The sequence below is a fragment of the Ruminococcus sp. AF20-12LB genome (genome assembly GCF_003478985.1).
In the GTDB taxonomy this organism is placed as follows: domain Bacteria; phylum Bacillota; class Clostridia; order Lachnospirales; family Lachnospiraceae; genus Blautia_A.
In genome coordinates, this window is record NZ_QUGH01000005.1 from 145828 (window position 1) to 166515 (window position 20688).

Sequence of the window (20688 nt, forward strand, 5' to 3'; positions counted from 1 at the left end):
ATTACCCTCCAAATACACCTATGAGTATTGCAATTACGACAATAAAACCAAATATGGCTGCCACTATCTTGACAACAAACTTTATAATTTCAATGATAATTAAAACGAGAGCTATTATAGCAGCCACGATACCCCATGCAATTCCTGCTGATAACAGGGAGATTAGATATTCATATCCCCCATATTGTTTGGCAAGTGCATTATTGTAGATCAGGGTGCAAATCAGGGCAGCACCTGCCCCGATCATGGCACCTATTTGGTTTGTGATATCTTTGTATTGAAAATATTCAGCTGTAAAATATCCAATCACAGCATAGAAAGGAATGGTAAGCAGCAGAGTTATGATATTAAAATTTCGTTTTCTTGCTGTTGTAAAATGATTTACAACATCTGAGGAAAAGGAGTCATAATTTCTGCTGTTTTCACTGGATATATCGCCAGAAGTACTTGAGGATTGATTGTCTGGACGGACAATTTCCCCATATTCATTCATAGCCATAATATATCAGGCCTCCTCTTTTATAAACATTTGCAAGGTGGACATTCCCCATCCTGGAATTCAACTTTCAGGTTGCGTGTTACCTGTAATGGATAAGAGAAAATTTCTGCCATTTCTCCACCAATGCGGGTATCATTTGTATTGCATACCAGTGTGAATTGTTTGAGACTTGGCAAAAGTTTTGGAATATACTGCTCATTAAAACGGTTTAAAATATCAATTGCCAGTTTTGCTGCAATAATTGTAACAAAATCAATATCCACCGCAATACCAGGAGCAAAATTCACATTTTCAAGGTTCTCTTCTGTGGTATAAATGCGTCGGCTCTGCGTTGTTCTTTCAGAAAGGCTTTCTCCGCTACCTAATGCACATTTATAACATGGCATGCTTTTTTCTGGCAAATGGTAAAAAATTTCCCCGGCATATGCCCTTTCCCAAAAGCCAGCTGATAAGTATGCTGCTCCATACATCATAGAAATACGGTTTCCATAGACATCCGCTTCCCTGTTATCGGCACATCCAATAAAAATGGTATTTTTTTCAGCATATTTATCGTATATTTCTTTTGGAACTTCCTCGACAATCTTGGTACATGTTACCACATTTGCGTGAGGATTGATATCAAGAATCCTTTTTTTCATGGCATCAACTTTAAAAGATCCAACATCATGGATGCCGCACTGATGCCTGCATAAATTGTGATATTCTACGATATCGTTATCAATTAAAACAAAAGTGCCTACACCTGCACGTGCCAGCTCAAGAGCTACGAGGCTTCCGACAGATCCACAGCCAAGCATAAATGCACATTTATCCATCATCCAGTCTGTTTCCAATATGCCTGTATTTCTTGAAAAAAGATTTTTCTCCAATGTATATTCTGCTATTTCATATGGCTCGTCCTGATAAACAAAAAGCAGTTTACCATCTTCCCAGTATCCACACAATAAATCAGAAGAGTTTTCAGGTTTTGCCTGGGAAATTTCACCGATTACAGATTCACCATTGGTACTCATGGATCCTGTAATATTGAAAACTCCGGTAGCTTCATGATAGAATCCATAAACAGGTCCTGTATATTTTTGATTCATCATTTCGCTGGGAATATATACACGATATTTTTTTCGGACAATAGAGAAATCAATCATAATCAACCTCCAAGAATCATAGATATTAAATTGTCAGTATAAGGCTGGACTTTTCCATCTTCTTTTTTTACCATAACCTGCTTTTTATGAACAAAGAATATGATACGATAATGGAATGATTCTTCTGGCTGCCGTAAATCCTCAATCAAAACAATCAGCCCATCTTTACCCTTACTGTCTTTTTTGGGTTCTAACGTAGATTTTATTTCACCGTTTGCTTCCATTTGCTGTAAATATGCAATTTCTGATTCAATTGTATCGAAAATGAAAGCGATGTCATTATCTTCATAAAATACAGAAGCTTCTTCTTCACTTGTAGTTTCATTTTCCGATGTTTCCGCAGTTTCTTCTTCTCCATCGATTCCTTCGAACAGGTCCGAAATCTTATCTGCAATTTTTTCACCCAGGTTGTACAGGAACCCTTTTCTCAATGCTTCCTGCTCCGGTGAATAATGATGTGTTTTTTGCACTTTCTTTTTCTTTGCCGACTGTGCTTTTTTCTTTGCAGGTATATGCTGCGGAGCGGGTCTAGGAGTTTCTGCAGAATGTACTCCCGTACCTGCTTCATTTATTAAGTCCTTGTAATACTCTGTGTCATAATATGCCAGGTAGTTTTCAGGAATCTGTTCGTTATCAACAATACATTCTATTTTTTCGTAACGGACATCTGAAGGGACATAGTACATTGTAATTTCAAATCCATTTCCCAGTGTGACAATTCCCGAAATGGCTCCATCCAGCATATCAGAATATATTTTATTTGTGCCATCATCTGTAGAAGAAAAGGTCTTCAGTAATCCAGGGTGACGGTGCCATAAGCCCAGAAGTTCAATGGAGCATTTATACAAACGGCTTAATTTGTTAGCCCTGTATGTAACATATGCATCATCATATTCAAAGTAAGTTGGGGTAAAAATAGATTTCGGACCAGGCTCAACAGATTCCAATACATACCATGTGTCACCTTCCCGGTGACCAAGCAGTATCCCGCCTGTCTCTGTCTGAACCCTCTCATACACTTCAGCAAGAATTGATAAATATGCACGTTGAGATAAAATAACTTTTTTCAAAAGGCCCTCCTTTCCCTTTCACGGGTATTGTGAGCAGATCTCCCCGCCTCACACATATGTGATGAAGAAAAGCGGGGAGCCGCTGCAGGATTAAAATGTATGATTCTGGAACTCGTCTGTGGTAACATCTCCAGCAAGCCATAATTCAAATACGCAGATCCATTTAATCGCCCATGCTAAAGATGCTACGGCAGATGTAGAAAGATTTCGTCCGGTTTTTACATCTTCTCTTCGAGCGGTACAAAGATGGATATTTCCAGATGGATCACGTAAGAGATGAGGAATTCCGCCAAGCTTTCGCTTCAGCTCTTCAAGGTCAGGATCAATCACATATACTCTTACAGAACCACCATAGTTATTATTACTTGGATGATTATGATCATATACAAGCTGAAGCATCCAAGAGGCATTCTTACGTACTGAAGTAGGTTTTACAGTACCAATCCAGCAAAGACGTCCATCTGATAATTTTCTCAGTTCAAACTGTGGAAATTGCTGGTTCATTGCTTTAACTTCTTCTCTATATAAGTCTGGATCATTTTCATACCAGTACATACTTGCTGCCAGTTTTCCTTTTGGCACACTAATTGTATTTCCATCTCCAGGTCTTACTTCGGAAGCAGGTTTCGCATCACCGCTCTGTGTGATTTTGACTTCGCCGTTCCCTCGAACAAGTACGTCACGGATTCTCTTTCTTTCTTCTGCTGCGGCATCTGTAGCCAGTTTGCCTTTCGGAACGTTGATGGTATTACCATCACCAGGTTTTACTTCAGAAGCAGGTTTTGCATCACCGCTCTGTGTGATTTTGACTTCACCGTCACCTCTAAGAAGTGCTTCACGGATTTTCTTTCTTTCTTCTGCTGCAGCATCTGCAGCCAGTTTGCCTTTCGGGACATTGATGGTATTACCGTCACCAGGTTTTACTTCAGAAGCAGGTTTTGCATCACCGCTCTGTGTGATTTTGACTTCACCGTCACCTCTAAGAAGCGCTTCACGGATTTTCTTTCTTTCTTCTGCCGCAGCATCTGCAGCTAATTTTCCCTTTGGTACAGTAATCATCTTCTGAAACATAAATTCATCCTCCTCTTAAGCTCTTTGTTTTTATATTTGTTCCTTATAGAACTGCGCAGTTTACTCCTGCGTATTCTACTTGGAATTCATATCACTATCAATCCAAGGATCATTGTCAGGACCCGCTAATTTGGGGCCGCCGCTAAAAATAGGGATAGTTTTAGGTACATAAATTGTAGTTTCATTATCCGCTTTTTCATTGGCTGAACTTTCAACATCTCTACATTTATCAGCTGTTTCAATATCACCAGAAAGTAAAAGATTACGGAGTCTTACTCTTTCCTCTTCTAATTCTTTTTTGTTAGCTCTTGTAACCTGTCTGTACAATTCTTTCCTTTTCTTTTCCTGCTTCTTTTCAGAAAACCCCTTTGGGGGTGGGAACCCCAGCTTTTCAGACGCAACAAAATGTTCAACCTTATCTGGACCTGCTAATTTTCCAACACCACAAGGAATAGGAAGTATTTCAGAAATGTCAGGTACAGGAATAGTAATTTCTTTATCCGTATTTTCAGTGGCTGACATTTCAACGTTTCCATTTTTATTTATGGTTACAGGATCACCACGACGCAAAAGATTATAGATTCTTATCCTTTCTTCTTCCGCTCTGTTTTTTTCTGGTTCGTGAATAAGATTATTGCCGATAATGCTGTCGGCCGAAAATTCTTTATCTGTAGAAGGTGCTTCTTGAAGCTCAATATGCTTGTCCGGAGATAAAGACATAATTGATACGCCTCCTTAAATTTTTACTCAGACCTGTTTTTTATATGGACACTGCAGTTTTCCACTGCGTGTCCCATTGGGAATCCTTGCGTATTTCTGGCAGGATAAAGGATGGTTTGTCCTATACGCACAGTCCTTACACTGATTTGTCACTATTTCGAGGTCTCCATTTTCATAAAGAAAACGTTTATTTCTTTCCATTGATAAAACATCTCCTTACCATTTATTTTATTAAGCTTCAACGACACCAGTAACTAGTGTGATGGTATCTGTGTCTGCCGGGTTTCCGGTAATCGTACTTCTTGGGACATCAGATGTTTCGGTAACAAATATGCTGCTGCCACAATCAAGGAGCAGTTCACATTCATTTGCAAATTCAGATCCAACGTTCCCTATGTATGCACCTCTTGAGCCTTCTGTGACGGTGAGTCGCATAATTACGTCACTCGAATTTGTAAATATATTGTCTGAAACCAGTGAACAACTCATAAATCCATTATCCCGTAAGCCATCTCCTCCAGCCACCCGAGCGTTTTCTATCATGTTATGGTAGGCATCCCTCGATATAGCCCTGTAAACAGTTACATCTGAGGGCACAGATGCACGGCTGAGGGCACTATGCATACGCATATAACGCATTTGGTTCCCATCTCTAAAAGAATCCTTGCCTCTCAGTGTATCATTGATGTTTACATAATAACTTGATTCATGCGGGTATAATTCTTTTTTATAATCAATCAATGCTTGCCTTTCAACGATACTTAATGAATCGTTCCATTCCTGAAATGCCTGCATTCCCCATTCTTGTGCATTTCCCTTATTGCTTCCAAAATCTGTTACGGAAAAGGCTCCCTGTCCCTCGTTTCCTCCTCCAAAGAGCGATGAACGCCCCCCAGATGAAGAATCTGTATCGGATCCATGGGAAAGCAGTCCTAATCCCATGCCTATGGCGGAAACCCCTGTAACGATCTTGCCGTATCCAGTGCTCAGAATATTTGTTTTCCGTGAAATATATTCTTTTCCGTCTGTATTTGCATTTTCAGCGGCGAGATGAACCTGTTTAGCAGTTTTTAACGCCTGTGAGCTTTCCTGGCGGAACCTGGATAATGTCTGTCGGATGTCATTGTTTCTAAGACGTTCTTTCCGGATACGTGAATGAAGGATGCTGATCTGGTGCTGGCATGCGGCAATTTGTGCACTATAGTCATGATCTTCATCTTCCATTGCTCTGTATGAAGCAATTTCATTTTCAAGATCCTGAATTTCATGTTTCCATGCAGACATCTGGTCTTCGCTGTGCTGTATGGCCGATTTTGTTTTTGTCTCAATGTAATTGACCATTTTCAGCAGCTTTTGAGATTCTGTTGAAATATCAGATGCAACATCATTGACAATGGAAGCCATGTGTTCCATGGATTCCGTGGTAGTTTCTGCCTTTCCCATTATTTACCAAGATATACATCTATCTGTTTTGCTTTTGTATCAAGTTTCTTTGAATATTCCAGAAATGCAGGAGCTGTTCTTTTGATTGTTTTTTCAAGCTCTCCTAACGCCTGACCGAATTTCTGATACTGCAGATCGTTCCACTGGCTGCCGGCTGTTGAATACTGGGATTTCAGCTTTGTAATCAGAGCTTCCTGCTGTGTAACATACTGTTTTACCTGTTTTGAAAAATTTCTGATTGCTTCAGAATCTGCGGATGCTTTTGCCATAATTATCTCTCTCCTTTTTCATAAGTTTCCTATAGATATTATCCAGTTATTACTGGTATATCTTCAATTTTTGTATTTCAGAATTCAGGTTGCTGTAAACGAGCTGGGTTTCGTTGAGTTTTCCTGCGATAGAGGAGTCAATTAATACATCTGATTCGGCAGAGCTCATTTTTCCGAGTACCTTATTTCCAAAATATTCGATGTCACCAAATTCCAGTTTTTTGACACTTTGGGCACTGTCCATCCAGGCCACAATAAAAATATTTCGCTGTGCGCCTTTCTGAAGCAGTATCCGGAATATCTGGCCTGGCGATTTTTTGCTGTCACAATTATCGTTATCGTCTAGTGCAAATGGATCTTCCATATCAAAGTCCGTTTCTCCATCAAATGTTTCCAATATCCTATCCATATTCTGTAGACCAAAAAGAAACAAAAATAATGGTTGATTGATATCATCGGAATCTTCTTCCCTTTGTTGAAATTCTTCATATAAGGTATTCAGTGCTTCTGAAATTCCCTTGCTGTTTTTGGTATAGAAGATATCTTCCATGCCGTTACTCAATTCTAAAAGTAAATCATTTTTATCTGCTTTTCTGGTCTGAATTTTTTGATCGCAAAGGAAAATGAATGGAGAAACTGTGCTGAACTCAGAATCTCTGCTTTTAGCAATCAGCAGACATTGAATATAATTCAGAAACAGTTTTCTGGATTTTTCCTGATCATTTGTAATAAGAAGCAAATGATTCTTATTTACCGCATTAAATTTCATAACTGCAGGTTTTACATCTCCCATTGATTCACCCAGAACAAGCGTGTAGTCTTCATCATATCCCACAATTCCTTCGAGTTTATCGGTTGAACTAAGGAGTTCATTAAAATAAACACTTTTTGAACCATCATATACAACAATTTCTGGGAGAATTCCCTGATCAGCATAATATTTTCCAACGCTTTGCAGGAATTCTACTCTGTCTGAGTCTGGCATAAATGCAGTTACAAACTTTTCCGGATCACAGGAATCATCTGCAATATATGCGCCAGCTCCTTGTGTTGAGCCAAAAGTATTAGTGATTTTTGAATTCTTTTTTAACATAAATTCAGCATCATCGTCATCGCATTTCAACACAATACGCACCGTCATCTGGGCAAACAGCCCAGCGTCCAGGGAAATATCATGGAGACGCGCAATGCCCTGTGACGCAATTAAGACATTGATACCAAAAGAACGTCCCTGTTTGATTAATTTATTCATATAGTTGGCACATTCTTCGGCGACCTTATAGTTTGTATTAATATCGAATAAAACCTGAAATTCATCAATGATTACTAACACTCTTGGCAGGGGCTTTCCAGTTATCCTGCGATAGGATTCGATATCCTTTACTTTTGCTTCCCCGAACGCTTTACTTCTCTCAGTTATTTCTTCACATAACTTGCCAAGAATGCTTAATCCGAGTTCCTGTTGGCTTTCAATGGAAACAAATTTGACCTGTGGAACTTGGTTATTCGCATATAATGAAAATTCTACACCCTCCTTAAAATCCAGAAGGTATAAAGATAATTCGTCAGGTCCATAGTGTGCAATGGCACTCAGGATAATGGAATGTAAAAGTGTGGATTTTCCAGATCCTGTGGTACCTATTAGAATGCCACTGTGGGAAACCCCTTTTCCAAAAATCAGGTTCTGCACTTTGCCTGGGCCGCCCATACCAAATGGAATAACCAGACTGTTGCAGGAGTTTCTGGAAAACATCTCTGCATCGTCTGTCAGAAGCTTACTGAGCGGTTCAGACTTTGTACTATTACTTACAACTTCTTCAGCATAAGTTTTTAATAAGCTGTTCCAGTTAGAAGGCGTCTTGTTTAAACGGAATGTATATGGGACATCTTCTTCCGGAAAAAGCAGATCTGATGCGTGAAACTGACAGCACATACGTTGCCGCAGCAAATTGATTTTTTTGGTTACGTCACCATATTCATCTGAGAAAAGATTTTCATTATAATTTATTATAATGCTTACCCCGCACTGTTCACTTTGAATCAGAATTCTTTCTAACTTTTCGAGAGCTTCATCGTTAAACCCTTTAGGAAAGTTATCAATCACAAGCAATGAATAACGCTCATAAATGCTTCCTGATGCGTGGTTAAAATCAAACAAGGTATCATAACCATTTAATTTTTTCTGCACAAGAGCTTCATTTGATTTCAAAATAATGTCAAGCAATTTGTTGATGCTTTGGGAAGAAGTTGCTACTTCGTTCCGGACAATGCTACTGTCTACATTATTTAATGGTGAAAATATTTTAAAATTTGCTCCGGAATGGTAGCCATCAATAAAAAAGCAGTTTACACTGGATACTGGCATATTAAGCAGATAATGGCAGATAAAGCCTTTTACTGATTCAACAGCCACACCCTCTGCATCTTTATTGTTGATAAACAGTAAATGTGTTGTCTCTGCTTTTAACAGAAGAGGCAGTACAAGAATTGTCCCGTTTTGGATATAGGATCCGTATAATGAGGCAAGGACATCGGTTATGTATTCATGCTCCTTTGTAACATTTATCTCAAACTCAAAAGAACCTACGCAGATATCTTCTGGCATAGAAGCAACTGTTTTATAGGCCCCCTCAGCAAGGGAACATTTCTCTGCACGGTTATCCAGATCCAAGAGATCTTCTACTGGCAACGCAGTCTGAAGTGACTGTTCAAACTGCTGCCGTGCAGCTTTAACCCGTTCTACATATTCCAAATCAAGCTGTTTGGCATCCGCATTATAAGAGTCTTTAATTTCAGAAATCTTGTTTTCTGCATTTGTATCGATATCTTCATGAATCCGTCCAACAGATCGTGCTGATTTATCCAGCAACCCTACTAACACCTCTGCCCTATCCATCAGAAACTCCATCTCAGCATATGCCTGATGCCTTTTTGTTCCTTTCCGTGACATGAACTCCCGGAATATATGCGGCGGATTTTTATTAGAATAAATGGCAATCAGCTCCTGCAGTCGTTCATTAATATAGTCCAGCTGGTCTAGAGGATTGTTGTTGTTTTCATATGGGTATTCATAAGAATCCGCTAAAACAAGCTTCCCTGCGTTTTTTCTTTTTGAGTAGCTTCTGTCATTTAAAGAATAAATAGATTCGTTAGATTTCATAGCTGCAAGCTGTTCTTCCCCAAGATGCAGGAAATGATCTCTTTGTGTCTTCAGCTCTGACTTATAGAGGTTAGCCTCCCTGAGCCACTTGTTTATTTCGTCCTGGTTGAGCTTTAGCAGTTTATCATCCTGGATTTCAAACCAGTTTTCGATTTCCGAAAAGTCTCGTATATACTGCGAAACCATTGTTTGTAAAGCTTCACATATGTTTACTACTTCTGGGTGGATTTTTATCACAATATAACCCTCCTGACATTAAATTAAATGTCAACTCCAAGCCGTTTTAATTTATCAGCTACTTTTCCAAGTGTTTCAATATCATGTGAAATACTGGACTGCTTTATTACGACAGGAGTAAGATATTTTTTTTCATATTCTTTCGCCTTGGAATCCTTCCATGTTTCCCGGACAGAATTCCATTCTCTTTTCAGTTTTACTATACTGCTGTTAATGTTTAACCGGATGTTTTCTAAATCTTCCATTTTATATCCTCATAATGAATACAGTTCGAGTAGTTTCATTAATCCAGTAACGGTAAGCACCAAGAAATGGCACTTTTTTCAAATAATATTTTAGATTATCCTTCATTGTGGATGAATCAAAGGTATATTTAAAATAAATCCTGTTTTCACCTAGATGAATCTGTTTTATAACATAAGAAACTAATTCACCAGGTGAATGCACAATGGATTCTGTATATGAAAAATAATTGTAACGGTGGCTGGTACACGGTGGATATTCATGATCAGGAATCCGGCTCTGATACATTTCACTGGAAGTCAGATTAAAATAATCATATTTAATAATCCGGCTATCCTGTCCATTTAGCAAATCCCACGTGGCGTCAACCTGATAATAAGAATGATCAATGGATACTAGATTCCAGGCATGATGTTCTGAGTTACCGGATTCATTCGTTGTAATTCCTGTCGCTACAATACATGGTACCCCAAGATAATCCATAAGAAGCTTGAAGCTTAATGCAACGCCAGCACATACACTGTTGTTTTCCAGAAGGGTTCCGACTACAGTGTAAGCATTCACAGGCTGGGAAACAACAGATGCACTGTAGTTTACATTCTGGATAAGATAATTATGGATGAAGATTTCCTTTGAAAACTGATCCTCTACATGAAGTATTGGAGTACATATTTCTGTAATACGTTCATCTAACCATTCCAGTAATTCAACAGTAGAATGCGCTGAGAAAAAATATTTTGGACGTATCCTTACAGATGCACCAGTCTGTTCAAGCATGCAACCCTGTGTGCTTGTGTAAAAGATTTTTGGATTGTCATATAGTACCATCTTAAATATAGTGCCAACCATTGCAGAGGTAATTGGATAATGGCTATTTATGTAGATAATATCCTGATAATCCAGTAATCCTTCTAAAATGCAGGTATATATATCTTTCTCTAATTCATTGCAGATGGAATAATAATATCTGTTGTCCATATTTGTCTCATTTCTCAAATAAATGATATCTTCAATTTTTTATGAAGATAAGTTACTTTTAATTCATATAGATTATCTCATGAAAGCAACCTATTGGCAATTGAGGTTTTCGTAACAGACTGACACCTGATACGTCTTAAAAAAGCTAATAAGTTTCTATTAAACGCATCATATATTATACCATTTTATGGCATATATTACCATATGTTATTATGAAACAATATAAAAAATTGGTAAATATGCTTAAAATTCGACAAAAACAGACATTTTTCGACATCTATATAAAATCAAAAGATAAAATACATTAGAATCTTATATTCATGTGGCGAATTCATCTTGTACTATGTCTGAAAGATAGTTGCAGATTGACGTCCTCTGCACGGCTGAAGCTGGCAACATTCGCACTGGGATTTCGTTCTGGTAATAAAAAGAGCCCCGAAGGGCTCAGTGATGTAACAACAAATATCAACTTATATTTCTTTTTCAATTCTTCTTGCTTAATTGTTTCAACTCACAGTCGGTATTTACGGAGTCTGACAAGCCGGGATGATCCCGACTGTGGTTAGCCTCATGTCAGCGGGGATACCGATTTCTCTCCGCCCACCGCTGCCGTTAAGTTTCTTTTACAATTCATCCCACTGCCTACGCTTCGTTTAGAGGCAGGGGATTTCTTGCTTTTCTACAAATCGTCCGTATTTCTAAAGCGATTGCATTATTAATATGCAATACTTTTAGAAATACGGACGATTTTTATAAGAAAAGTTCATTTGTGAAAAGCTTGCTTTTATTTCTAATATGTTATTTTGTATTACAATCAGCCCATTTTTATAAAAATTAATTTTCAGCACATTCTGCGACAAATGCCAAAACCTTTCTATTTAATGCCAGATGCGCCAGCTTTCGTTCACTCAGTGTTTTATCAAGTTCTTCTTCCGAATAAGTACCTCTTTCCAGAAGACTGGATTTGTACTCTGCAATATCACCACCGGTAACAGTAATGCCATTCTGATCTGCAATATAAAGAATCAGAAGATCCATAGAATGTTCTTCCGTGCTATCCATGGATATTTTTTTGCCAGCCACTTCATATTCCTGAGCAAGTTCTGCAGGTGCAATTCCCTTTGCGTCTGCTTCTTGCTGGATCTTTTCATAGGTCAGATCATTCTCTGACTCTTCTTCTGGAATTTCTTTTATGTCTATAGAATCAGCAATTTGCGTCATAACTTCCATAAAGACATTATAGTTATGCTGCTCTTCTTTTTCTGCCTCCAGCATTTCTTTTATATACTGCTGGTATTCTTTAACAGACTGATACTTTTGATCAGACAGCTTTACTGCAATTTCATCAGTAAGCTGTGGTTGTGTCCGAACAGCTTTCAGGTATACGGTAAAAACCCCCTTTTTCCCAGCCTGTTGTGTAAACGTATCATTATCTGGAAGAGCAAGTTCAAATGTAATGGTATCCCCGAGCTGTTTCCCAATCAATTTTTCTTCAAATTCTGAAAAATAATTTCCTGCCCCAACATTTAGATTCATATCCTTTTTGCTACCTGGGGTATACTCTTTCCCATCGACGGTGCAGATAATATCCAGATTCACAAGATCATATCGGTTTATGCTACCTTCTGTTTTATCAATCCATATTTCCTTTTTTTTCATCAGATCCGAAATCCTGGACTGTATTTCATCATCTGTCACTTCTTCAGACGGAGTCTGTTCAACTTTAATGTTACTGTAATCTCCCAGGGATATATAATCAGATGCTTTGTATCCAAAATCATACACTTCATCTTTGGATGTTGTGCCCTTAAACTGTATGGTTCCAGCATCGGAAGTAATGGTTGGGGAACCAGATGGGTCTTCAGCCAAAGTTTCCAGTGTTACATTTGTTTCGCCTGTTTTGTTCCCTCCACATCCAGATAAAATACCTGCCATAGAGGTTAACAGGCACAGAAAAAGAACCGTTTTTCTTCGCATTTTAAACTCTTTTAAATATTGATGATCTTAATATGTTATTTGGGTCAAAAGGAAGTAAAAAAGCTGAAACACTTTATTTGTGTCACAGGCTTAAATAGTACAAATTTTTCAAAAAAACATACAGTGAAAGTTCATTTCCAATAGTTTGTAGTGGCCAGCATTGAAAGACTCACGACTGTTACTGGTTTCTGATAGGGAACCAGGCTTTCTTTCCACCTTTCTGTTTCGTCTACCAGTGCCTTTCTTTTGAAAGGTTCTTACACAGCTTTCAGACGGAGCCTTCTCTCTTCCGTCCATGGCGTAGGCTTATACGGTACATGCCGCAATTTCTCTGTTTCCCCGGTGTCCCGTTAAATTCACGTTTTTCTGCATAAAGCGGATATCCTCTTTTAAGATTATTTGCAACAGTCCTGGTGTCAGATGATTACGAAAAGTAGGCTATAAAAAAGTCATTATATTTGTTAGGATTATGTCAAGAAATATTTTTAGGAGGACATGATTATGAATAAAACATTAGAACCAATCCCAGTCTCTGTTTGGTTTCACCCAGACGGTCGTGTAAAACCTTACCATTGCCACTATAGAGGAAAGACACTGGATCTTTCAGTACTTCAGGAAGAGCAGAAAGGAAACACCATCCGCTACATCTGTAGATTTGATGACGATGATGAGTGGGAGTTCTTTGAGGCTGTCATTGTGTTTGATAAGCAGGAACTGATGTGGTATATAGAAAGGTAGATATCAGACATGAAAATGGATTCTGAATGTCTGCCTATGAAGCAGGGTAATATTCTTCTGATGCATATATGCATGTATAGTAAAAAATAATAGAAAGACGAGGATTATTTTTATGTATTGTTACGTAATTTTTGGAAAGGACAAACATGGGCACACCAAAAAATATCTTTGTAAATACAATGGAGATCTGGAACCCGGAGATGTTATCTGGATCTTGGATAATAGAATTTATACAGCTTTAGTACGGGAGGTGCTGGACAAACTTTCAATTGATTCAGATTCTCTCAAAATCCAGAATATATTCTGGAAGAATCCGGAAGGTACTTTTCCGGCAAAGTTTGCAGAATCATTCTTTCTTGCTCTGGTTGATGAGTATAAAAATGGTGAAATCACAAAGGAGAAACTGACCCAGATTATGGAGCATTTTCTGGTTGCCATTGATTCTGATTTGAAAAGTAACAGTGTTCTGGAAGAAATTCTATGCAAAAAGCTGCCAGATGCCAGCTTACAATTCACGGACGAGTTGGTCGAAGATAAAAAACTGGCATTTTGGAAAGAGCTCAAAGATATGGAATTCCGTTTGAAGTATGGATATTCTTTTTGGGATACGCCAAAAGATCATAAAGAAGATCCTATCGAATATACAGACGAATATTTAAAAATAGAGCTGGAATTGGAACGTTTGATCCGAAAGCAGATTGGAGAAAATGAAAAAGAGCGTTTTGGTTTCTGCCATCTGTATTGGGGAACCAAAAAGAAGATTCTGAAAGAACAGTTTGGAATTGAATGGCAAAGTCCGGCAGAGTTAAATCCTGATATAAACTTCGATTAACAAAGGAAGCGAAATTTTTGCTGGAGAAAACCATACAGCTTTTCTTCTGCCATCTGCTTGGGGATTACTTCCTACAGACACCATACATAGCAGAAACAAAAGGAAAAAATTCATATCATATGTTCGTTCATTGCAGTTTGTATTGTTTTCCATTTTATCTCTGTTTCGGTTTGGATCAGAGGATACTGCTGGTATTTCTCTCTCATTTCTTAATTGATACCCTAAAAGCCAGGTACGACCGAATTAGTGTTATCATGGATCAGACCCTGCACTATATGGTTTTAACCATATATCTGCTGCCGATTTCATATTGTATGGTGTCAATCCCCCTTTCGTAATATACTGACATCGCATTTTAAAGAAAGTTGTTTTATGATAATACCAACAACAAGAAAGGAGGCGAAAAACAATAACCTATACAGACAAAAGCCAGAAAAACAGTTTTAAGGAATCTTCTGATCTGTTCCCTGAAGATTCCGATTCCTGGTTTCAGAACCTTCCACATCTGGGCATCGTCCATCCATATGGAATGAAAACTGCTATGTTGTTTCAACTCGCAGTCGGTATTTACGGAGTCTGACACGCCGGGATGATCCCGACTGTGGTTAACCTCATGTCAACGGGGGGATACCGATTTCTCTCCGCCCACCGCTGCCGTTAAGTTTCTTTTAAAATTCATCCCATTGCCTACGCTTCATTTAGAGGCAGGGGATTTCTTGCTTTTCTACAAACCATCCTCCTTCCTAAAGCGATTGCATCACTAATATGCAATATTTTTAGAAATATGGACGATTTTTATAAGAAAAGTGCATTTGTTAAAAGCAAAACTTTTGGATGGCGCAGACCTCTCATCTCCCACCCTCTCTGTATCAGACGGGGAAGAAAATAAGAGCGGAGGTGTAGCAGATAGCTAAGATAATGGGCAAGAAAAAATCCAATAACATTCTGGTTCCATCCAGAAAATTAAAAAAACATTAAGGAGGAATTTTCTATGAGTTTTTTGAGAAGTGGGTCAGATGAAGATTACAGACTGAAAGAAGAAGCGGATTATATCCACCGCAAATGTGCGGATGCGACGACTTATGACGAAAGAGACAAATGGGCAGAAAAAGGAGAGGCCCTGGCAAGAGAAATGCGAGCAGAATATGGTCTTGGCGACAAACAGGTTCAGATGATTATCAATGATAATTACCTCGACCGTCTTCGCTGATACATATAAAAACATATTATAGGAGGATCAAAAAATGGCAAGATTAGAAACAAGTTCAGATGACTGGTACAAATTCAATGAAAAGGCAGATAAGATTCTGCGTAAACATTCCGATGCCCGTACAAGTGCTGAAAGAGAAAAATGGGAACGTAAGGCAGAGGAACTGATTGATTACATGCGGAGCAAATACGGTTATGATGACAACGTAGAACGCATTATCAGCATGTACTATTTGGACAGGCTGTAATTTATTTAAGGCAAGTCCAATCTCAGCAGATCTAAGCTGTACAAGATATCAAACAAAATGGCAAATTGTAGGCACCTCTGTTCTGGAGGTGCCTTTTTCCTGCACTTTTGCCATGTCAGATGCAACGGCGGAACATTTCATAATATTTCCTGTATTCTGTACTGGTATCAATCTCTGCTCCCATTCCAAGCAAGATCCCTGCAATGATGCTTCTATGGCAAAGCGCCTCTTCTTCGCAATAACATCCAAGGACAATCTTTCTTCTGCTGCCTTCTCTGCACAGATAATCCAGATTAGCTTTCGCATTTTCATTTTTCGATAGTTCTGAAATGAATTGCGGAACATATTCTTTCTGGAAAAATTCCGGACCAAACTGTCCAGCATGGAAAGCCTTCCGATATCTCAGGAAGAGTTCACTGGACGGAGCCAGGGATTGGACCAGTTTTTCTTCTTTTGGTGAACTATCCGGAGAACGGACAATCCACCAAACCTCATCATAGTCTGATGTGCAGATGTTCGGAATCTGATCAATATAAATCATAATTTTCTCTTCAGCCTACCTTTCTCGGCATTGCTTTCTGAAAACAAGGATGCTCCAGAAGCAGTTCCACTTTCCATACTTTTACACCTGCTGCATTAATCTCTCCTGCCAGTCTAGTCCAGTTGCCTGGAAGTTCCAGAAGAACGGATGGAATCAGGTAAGAAAACTTATGTATTCTTTCTCTTCCCTTTGTCGTACGGATCTGCCAGCTCTCCAGAGTGCATTCCCGACGGAAACGGCTGCTGCGGCAGAAGAAACGCTCCACTGCATAAGCAACTGTATCTTTTTCGTATTCACACGTTACTTCTGAGAACATTTTATAGTTTTCAGTAACCGATACCTCACATACGATATTTGCAAATTCTAATTTCTTCATAAACATTTACCTCCATGGAATTCTACGATTTTTAGTTTCCGGCTGTCGGTTACCATCCCCTGCTGTTGTCAGAAGCAGCATGTCTCTGTTGGAAAACTATACGCAGTTCCAACTCCGCATTAGGATGGATTACAGGGCTTTTAAGAAATAAAAAACTGAGCCCATATTCATTCATCAAGCTCAGTACAGTTTCTCAATATGACGCACTAAGCCCTTGAAGAATTATCCGAATCCTAATGCGTATTTAGTTGCAAATGTTTATACTGCTATTCTAACAGCATCCTTGAAAAAGTCAATCTGATTTTTTGATTTTCCAGAAAAATAGTATCTGTTTTGTATTATAATTATGGAATTATAATTATGGGCGATGTTGTTCATTGTGAGATATGTGCAAAACTGATACAATGGATGTTACGGAAGGAGGAAAACTCATTATGTTAGATTCTGTTATTTTAAAAATCAAAGATTTCTTTGACCAAAGCATTCTGTTACAATTGTGTATGGAACCAGAATACCATCTGACCCCCGAAGAAACAATCAAATTATTGGAATATATTAACAGCTTATGAAAACAAGAGCCAGAGCGTAATGTGATATGCCCTGGCTTTTCCCATTTTCTTATTTCTGAAGAAATTTTTCTGCCTTATACTTTTCAATCAAAGGAAGGTTTTTCTTTGCCAGACTGATGCCCCATTCTGGTTTGCTCGTTTGTCCCGGCTTACCATATGTCCGGTCCACGAGTGCCGCATTTGGATGGCTCCAGGCCGTCGCAGGGATAATATATACAACAGGCAGCTGGTTCTGAAAGAAATGAAGAAAGCAGACCAGATGATGGTCGTCCATAACCAACTTATCTTTTTTTACGAATAGATATTTGCCCTTATACTGGGATTTTACCTGTACTTCATAAAAAATTCCGGTATCCTTTTTCTTTGCAATAAAATCCACGCCATGGTCATCCACTTCTGAGGTATATACTTCGTATCCATAAGAAGCAAATTCCATCTTTGCATAGTATTCCCCGAATTGTCCGAGCTGTAGCGGAGATAATTTTTCCCAATCTGTATTCATTGGTTTTTCTCCACAATTTCAACTATAAATCTTGCAACAAGTTTCTTTCCATAATATTCAAATGGATTTACACCTGCTTTTAGATCTTCATGCAGGCTCCAGGCAAACGGCTCGCCCTGCATATCTTCCCGGATCCATGGATCGTAAATGGTATGACCTTTGTAAGAAAAAGACACAAAATCCCTTTTATCCAGATAATCATTATGCTGAGCCATTTCCAACTGTTTCTGAACCAGCCCTTCCGCCTGGAATAAAAAATCATTTTCTTTGTCCTGGATTTCCCGGTAGGACAAAGATTCCAGCGAACTGACATCTTTTCCCGTCAGACGGGCATAGCAGATATCCATCCAGGTAGTTTCTTCTATTTTCCATATCGGATTAATAACAAACAACTCTTCTGCCAAATACTATTTATTTTCTTATGCAAATCTTTTTACAATTCGTTTTTCAACAATTCTCTGCTGCTGTCTGCAAACATTAGATCTGTTATTCTGCTAAATCGGTTTTCTACAATATTTTCTTCCTGCAATTCAGGTGTTGTTCTTGACAAGAATGAAATTCATCAAATTATAAATAGATTAGCAAACTTGGAAAGGGATTATAGACTAAGACTTGATGAAGCAGATAGTTTGGTAAATACCCTTAAAGAAATGACAGCATCCCCCAATGCTGAAAACAGCGAAGGTATAGTCAATAAGTATAAGCCAAAATAAGACCTTATTAATATTGCAAATGTTTTTACAAAAAATAACCTCTGCCAAAAATATCTTACATAGTAGAACTGTAAGAAAATCTTCTGGCAGAGGTTATCTGCTGCATTTGGAGTTTAGTATGTTATTTTTTGACATCATAAATTCTATTTAAGTACAGAATAAAAGATTGGTCATAACATATTTGTCTTTTGTATTAGAGAAATAAGATTTGTAAATGAAAGGGGCATAAAGTGTAAAAAATGGGGTAAAAAATCATGAGAAAATATGGTCAAAAATGGGTACTTGTCATCGTATCATTTAATGTCATTTGGTATCAAGCAACACTTATCGGCATCAAAATATTGTTATCAAATAACATTCCCAGACACTATATATTGTGTTTTGGCATCGAATAGAAAAAGGATTTCATAGACATCCGGGAAGCACATTGCGAAACGGATATCTACCGCATTTTTATCTTTCATTACGGAGTTGACTTCACCGCCGATATAGCGGGCAGCTTTGTCAACCTTCATTAAAATTTCATCGCTTAAAGCTAGAGTTCTCATAATATTCCTTTCAGAAGTTATTGTTTAACATAATGCCAAGCAGGGAAAATCCCCCACAACGTTCCCATTATATACGGAATGGTGGGGGATTTCAAGGGAGAGTCAGTTAGTTTACAGTCACGAAAATTCAACGTATATGCTTTTTCTTCATCTGCAGGATCTCAAGCAGCACTTCATATACTGCCATATTCTCCTTCACCACCAGGGCAAGGCTCTCTTTTGCCTGGTTCAGAAGGTGAAAAAGACTTCGTACATTAGAATATTCTCCCGAAGAACACCTGGATCTGAGATATCCGTTTTCATCATAATAATATTGTTCATCCAGCAATACGACAATCTTCTCCTCAGGTCTCACCGCCTGGACACCAGGCTGCCCGGAAGCCTCTTCTGTCCGCTCCTTAAATCCCTGTTTCACAAGATCATGCAGAAGCTTTTCCGCCTCACTGTTATTGTTGGCATACATCACCACAATATGCGGATACCATCTGGAGCTTCTTTTTTCCGGCAGATGTACCATGTTCTGAATAAAAGAAGACAGTTCCGCATTGGTACGGATCCGGTTTGTCAGATGGAATTTCTGAATTCCCGGCAGCTTTCCCAGTCCCTCCACAATACTTCGATCCAACTCCTCCGGTGATATCACATCTTCGGAATCACTGGAAAAGATCACAGGCCGGCGCTCACTCCAGGTAAGCAGAACAGACAATTTTTCCGGGGAAAGAAGATGTGCTTCATCTACCAGAATGCTGCTGTAACAGCCAAGATCCGTCGTTCCGTCCAGCTGAGTATCTGCCAGAAAATCTATCCGCCGTAGACGTTCATGAAGAATCTTCCATTCTTTTCCCGCCTCTCCACAGTGAATGATACAGACTCTCTGGCGCACGGACAACTTCATCGCAATATCATAAAGCAACAATGTTTTTCCGGTTCCTGGAAGTCCGCTGAACCAGAAATATCCTCCTCTTTCTCCACGTATTCTCTTCAGAATCTGCCGTTCAATATCTCTCTGCTGGGAAGTAAGGAAATACTCTTTTTTGAGAAAACGCTCCGGTTCTGTCAGCGGAGAGATCAGATAAAGCTCTGCCTGAAACAGATCCTCGATATCTCCCTCATAGTCCGGGCTTTCTTTCCCCAATGCAATACATAGCTGTTTCCAGTCCCCCTCCACAATGTGATCGTGATTGGTCAGTCTCACCAGACGATCTTCACTGCTGATATAGGTATAGGATAGGATCGGTTTCCCAAAAACAGACAGATAATACCGGTTCTGGATCAGCTGTCTTCGAATAGCCTCATCCGATACACTGCCACTTTTCAGTTCAATATTTACGATCTGATCATCCTTGATCTGAAGGAGATCAAACTCCTTTCCAAGCTTCGGGATCTGGAACGAATAAAAAAGCCGGAGCTTATATACTTCTTCCATATGCAGTTCCAGTTGCTTCACCAGTACTTTCATACTTTCCAGTTCCCACTCTTTGATCCTGAGAAAAAAATCTCTGCCGGAAAGCTGGCGTTCCAGCTTCTGGACACATTCCATATTTTGATTTCTTGTAAGTGCATAGATTGATATTGCCTTCATATTCCAACCCTTACC

23 protein-coding genes are annotated in these 20688 nt (G+C 38.8%); 6 read left to right on the plus strand and 17 right to left on the minus strand.

Features of this window, described 5'->3' with window-relative positions:
* Position 1: 1 nt before the first annotated feature.
* The 11 genes from DWX61_RS08355 to DWX61_RS08405 all read right to left on the minus strand — a co-directional run bounded on the left by DWX61_RS08355 (position 2) and on the right by DWX61_RS08405 (position 12815).
* Positions 2-499 (minus strand): hypothetical protein, encoded by a 498-nt coding sequence (locus DWX61_RS08355; RefSeq protein WP_118624764.1) that lies wholly within the window; start codon positions 497-499, stop codon positions 2-4.
* A 20-nt stretch (positions 500-519) separates the two neighbouring features.
* Positions 520-1647, minus strand: a complete 1128-nt coding sequence (locus DWX61_RS08360) for a ThiF family adenylyltransferase (RefSeq protein WP_118624766.1) — start codon at positions 1645-1647, stop codon at positions 520-522.
* A gap of 2 nt (positions 1648-1649) precedes the next feature.
* Complete coding sequence (locus DWX61_RS08365) at positions 1650-2717, minus strand: Mov34/MPN/PAD-1 family protein (protein ID WP_118624768.1); 1068 nt, start codon at positions 2715-2717, stop codon at positions 1650-1652.
* A 90-nt stretch (positions 2718-2807) separates the two neighbouring features.
* Positions 2808-3788, minus strand: a complete 981-nt coding sequence (locus DWX61_RS08370) for a type II CBASS E2 protein (RefSeq protein WP_118624770.1) — start codon at positions 3786-3788, stop codon at positions 2808-2810.
* A gap of 75 nt (positions 3789-3863) precedes the next feature.
* Entirely contained in the window at positions 3864-4508 is a 645-nt protein-coding gene (locus DWX61_RS08375) for a hypothetical protein (RefSeq protein WP_118624772.1), read from the minus strand.
* Between the two features lie 231 nt (positions 4509-4739).
* A complete protein-coding gene (locus tag DWX61_RS08380) occupies positions 4740-5912 on the minus strand; it encodes an ADP-ribosyltransferase (protein ID WP_182433972.1) in 1173 nt (390 codons plus the stop codon).
* Positions 5913-5950: 38 nt separating this feature from the next.
* Complete coding sequence (locus DWX61_RS08385; RefSeq protein WP_118624776.1) at positions 5951-6220, minus strand: WXG100 family type VII secretion target; 270 nt, start codon at positions 6218-6220, stop codon at positions 5951-5953.
* A 49-nt stretch (positions 6221-6269) separates the two neighbouring features.
* Entirely contained in the window at positions 6270-9617 is a 3348-nt protein-coding gene (locus tag DWX61_RS08390; protein WP_118624778.1) for an FtsK/SpoIIIE domain-containing protein, read from the minus strand.
* 23 nt (positions 9618-9640) lie between these two features.
* Positions 9641-9862 (minus strand): hypothetical protein, encoded by a 222-nt coding sequence (locus DWX61_RS08395; protein WP_118624780.1) that lies wholly within the window; start codon positions 9860-9862, stop codon positions 9641-9643.
* A 1-nt stretch (position 9863) separates the two neighbouring features.
* Positions 9864-10838: a transglutaminase domain-containing protein gene (locus DWX61_RS08400; RefSeq protein WP_118624782.1), complete on the minus strand. Its 975-nt coding sequence runs from the start codon at positions 10836-10838 to the stop codon at positions 9864-9866.
* 834 nt (positions 10839-11672) lie between these two features.
* Positions 11673-12815 carry a trigger factor gene (locus DWX61_RS08405; protein WP_118624784.1) on the minus strand — a complete coding sequence of 381 codons (1143 nt, stop codon included), beginning with the start codon at positions 12813-12815 and terminating at the stop codon, positions 11673-11675.
* Positions 12816-13316: 501 nt separating this feature from the next.
* On the opposite strand from DWX61_RS08405, the gene DWX61_RS08410 reads away from it, so the two are divergent.
* From DWX61_RS08410 to DWX61_RS08430, 5 genes are all read left to right on the plus strand, one after another.
* The gene (locus DWX61_RS08410) at positions 13317-13553 is read left to right on the plus strand and encodes a hypothetical protein (RefSeq protein WP_118624786.1); all 237 of its coding nucleotides are present in this window, start codon (positions 13317-13319) and stop codon (positions 13551-13553) included.
* A gap of 112 nt (positions 13554-13665) precedes the next feature.
* Complete coding sequence (locus DWX61_RS08415) at positions 13666-14385, plus strand: hypothetical protein (RefSeq protein WP_118624788.1); 720 nt, start codon at positions 13666-13668, stop codon at positions 14383-14385.
* 17 nt (positions 14386-14402) lie between these two features.
* Positions 14403-14723: a DUF3307 domain-containing protein gene (locus DWX61_RS08420; protein ID WP_244790355.1), complete on the plus strand. Its 321-nt coding sequence runs from the start codon at positions 14403-14405 to the stop codon at positions 14721-14723.
* A 653-nt stretch (positions 14724-15376) separates the two neighbouring features.
* Entirely contained in the window at positions 15377-15595 is a 219-nt protein-coding gene (locus DWX61_RS08425) for a hypothetical protein (RefSeq protein WP_118624790.1), read from the plus strand.
* 34 nt (positions 15596-15629) lie between these two features.
* On the plus strand, positions 15630-15842 hold the full coding sequence (locus DWX61_RS08430; protein WP_118624792.1) for a hypothetical protein: 213 nt from the start codon (positions 15630-15632) through the stop codon (positions 15840-15842).
* A gap of 115 nt (positions 15843-15957) precedes the next feature.
* On the opposite strand, the gene DWX61_RS08435 is transcribed toward DWX61_RS08430, so the two are convergent.
* Positions 15958-16383, minus strand: coding sequence for a DUF488 domain-containing protein (locus DWX61_RS08435; protein ID WP_118624794.1), 426 nt, complete (start codon positions 16381-16383; stop codon positions 15958-15960).
* A 10-nt stretch (positions 16384-16393) separates the two neighbouring features.
* Positions 16394-16759: a hypothetical protein gene (locus tag DWX61_RS08440; protein WP_118624796.1), complete on the minus strand. Its 366-nt coding sequence runs from the start codon at positions 16757-16759 to the stop codon at positions 16394-16396.
* 434 nt (positions 16760-17193) lie between these two features.
* Here DWX61_RS08440 and DWX61_RS19255 point away from each other — a divergent pair, with 434 nt between their 5' ends.
* Positions 17194-17328 carry a hypothetical protein gene (locus DWX61_RS19255; protein ID WP_286188066.1) on the plus strand — a complete coding sequence of 45 codons (135 nt, stop codon included), beginning with the start codon at positions 17194-17196 and terminating at the stop codon, positions 17326-17328.
* A 49-nt stretch (positions 17329-17377) separates the two neighbouring features.
* On the opposite strand, the gene DWX61_RS08445 is transcribed toward DWX61_RS19255, so the two are convergent.
* The 4 genes from DWX61_RS08445 to DWX61_RS08460 form a co-directional block, all read right to left on the minus strand.
* Positions 17378-17830, minus strand: a complete 453-nt coding sequence (locus DWX61_RS08445; RefSeq protein WP_118624798.1) for a PDDEXK family nuclease — start codon at positions 17828-17830, stop codon at positions 17378-17380.
* Positions 17827-18234, minus strand: a complete 408-nt coding sequence (locus DWX61_RS08450) for a hypothetical protein (protein WP_147419615.1) — start codon at positions 18232-18234, stop codon at positions 17827-17829. Before DWX61_RS08450 ends, DWX61_RS08445 begins: the two co-directional genes overlap by 4 nt.
* A gap of 656 nt (positions 18235-18890) precedes the next feature.
* Positions 18891-19091 carry a hypothetical protein gene (locus DWX61_RS08455; protein ID WP_118624802.1) on the minus strand — a complete coding sequence of 67 codons (201 nt, stop codon included), beginning with the start codon at positions 19089-19091 and terminating at the stop codon, positions 18891-18893.
* A gap of 127 nt (positions 19092-19218) precedes the next feature.
* A complete protein-coding gene (locus tag DWX61_RS08460) occupies positions 19219-20673 on the minus strand; it encodes a P-loop NTPase family protein (RefSeq protein ID WP_118624804.1) in 1455 nt (484 codons plus the stop codon).
* Positions 20674-20688 lie beyond the last annotated feature (15 nt).

Excerpts from the sequence above, each read along its gene's own strand:
- DWX61_RS08380 (WP_182433972.1), bottom strand. The coding sequence starts at position 5,912 with ATGGCTTCCATTGTCAATGATGTTGCATCTGATATTTCAACAGAATCT.
- DWX61_RS08370 (WP_118624770.1), bottom strand. The coding sequence starts at position 3,788 with ATGTTTCAGAAGATGATTACTGTACCAAAGGGAAAATTAGCTGCAGAT.
- DWX61_RS08405 (WP_118624784.1), bottom strand. The coding sequence starts at position 12,815 with ATGCGAAGAAAAACGGTTCTTTTTCTGTGCCTGTTAACCTCTATGGCA.
- DWX61_RS08455 (WP_118624802.1), bottom strand. The coding sequence starts at position 19,091 with ATGAGAACTCTAGCTTTAAGCGATGAAATTTTAATGAAGGTTGACAAA.
- DWX61_RS08375 (WP_118624772.1), bottom strand. The coding sequence starts at position 4,508 with ATGTCTTTATCTCCGGACAAGCATATTGAGCTTCAAGAAGCACCTTCT.
- DWX61_RS08355 (WP_118624764.1), bottom strand. The coding sequence starts at position 499 with ATGGCTATGAATGAATATGGGGAAATTGTCCGTCCAGACAATCAATCC.
- DWX61_RS08415 (WP_118624788.1), top strand. The coding sequence starts at position 13,666 with ATGTATTGTTACGTAATTTTTGGAAAGGACAAACATGGGCACACCAAA.
- DWX61_RS08435 (WP_118624794.1), bottom strand. The coding sequence starts at position 16,383 with ATGATTTATATTGATCAGATTCCGAACATCTGCACATCAGACTATGAT.
- DWX61_RS08425 (WP_118624790.1), top strand. The coding sequence starts at position 15,377 with ATGAGTTTTTTGAGAAGTGGGTCAGATGAAGATTACAGACTGAAAGAA.
- DWX61_RS08395 (WP_118624780.1), bottom strand. The coding sequence starts at position 9,862 with ATGGAAGATTTAGAAAACATCCGGTTAAACATTAACAGCAGTATAGTA.
- DWX61_RS08360 (WP_118624766.1), bottom strand. The coding sequence starts at position 1,647 with ATGATTGATTTCTCTATTGTCCGAAAAAAATATCGTGTATATATTCCC.
- DWX61_RS08460 (WP_118624804.1), bottom strand. The coding sequence starts at position 20,673 with ATGAAGGCAATATCAATCTATGCACTTACAAGAAATCAAAATATGGAA.
- DWX61_RS08385 (WP_118624776.1), bottom strand. The coding sequence starts at position 6,220 with ATGGCAAAAGCATCCGCAGATTCTGAAGCAATCAGAAATTTTTCAAAA.
- DWX61_RS19255 (WP_286188066.1), top strand. The coding sequence starts at position 17,194 with ATGTTAGATTCTGTTATTTTAAAAATCAAAGATTTCTTTGACCAAAGC.
- DWX61_RS08445 (WP_118624798.1), bottom strand. The coding sequence starts at position 17,830 with ATGAATACAGATTGGGAAAAATTATCTCCGCTACAGCTCGGACAATTC.
- DWX61_RS08410 (WP_118624786.1), top strand. The coding sequence starts at position 13,317 with ATGAATAAAACATTAGAACCAATCCCAGTCTCTGTTTGGTTTCACCCA.
- DWX61_RS08400 (WP_118624782.1), bottom strand. The coding sequence starts at position 10,838 with ATGGACAACAGATATTATTATTCCATCTGCAATGAATTAGAGAAAGAT.
- DWX61_RS08430 (WP_118624792.1), top strand. The coding sequence starts at position 15,630 with ATGGCAAGATTAGAAACAAGTTCAGATGACTGGTACAAATTCAATGAA.
- DWX61_RS08440 (WP_118624796.1), bottom strand. The coding sequence starts at position 16,759 with ATGAAGAAATTAGAATTTGCAAATATCGTATGTGAGGTATCGGTTACT.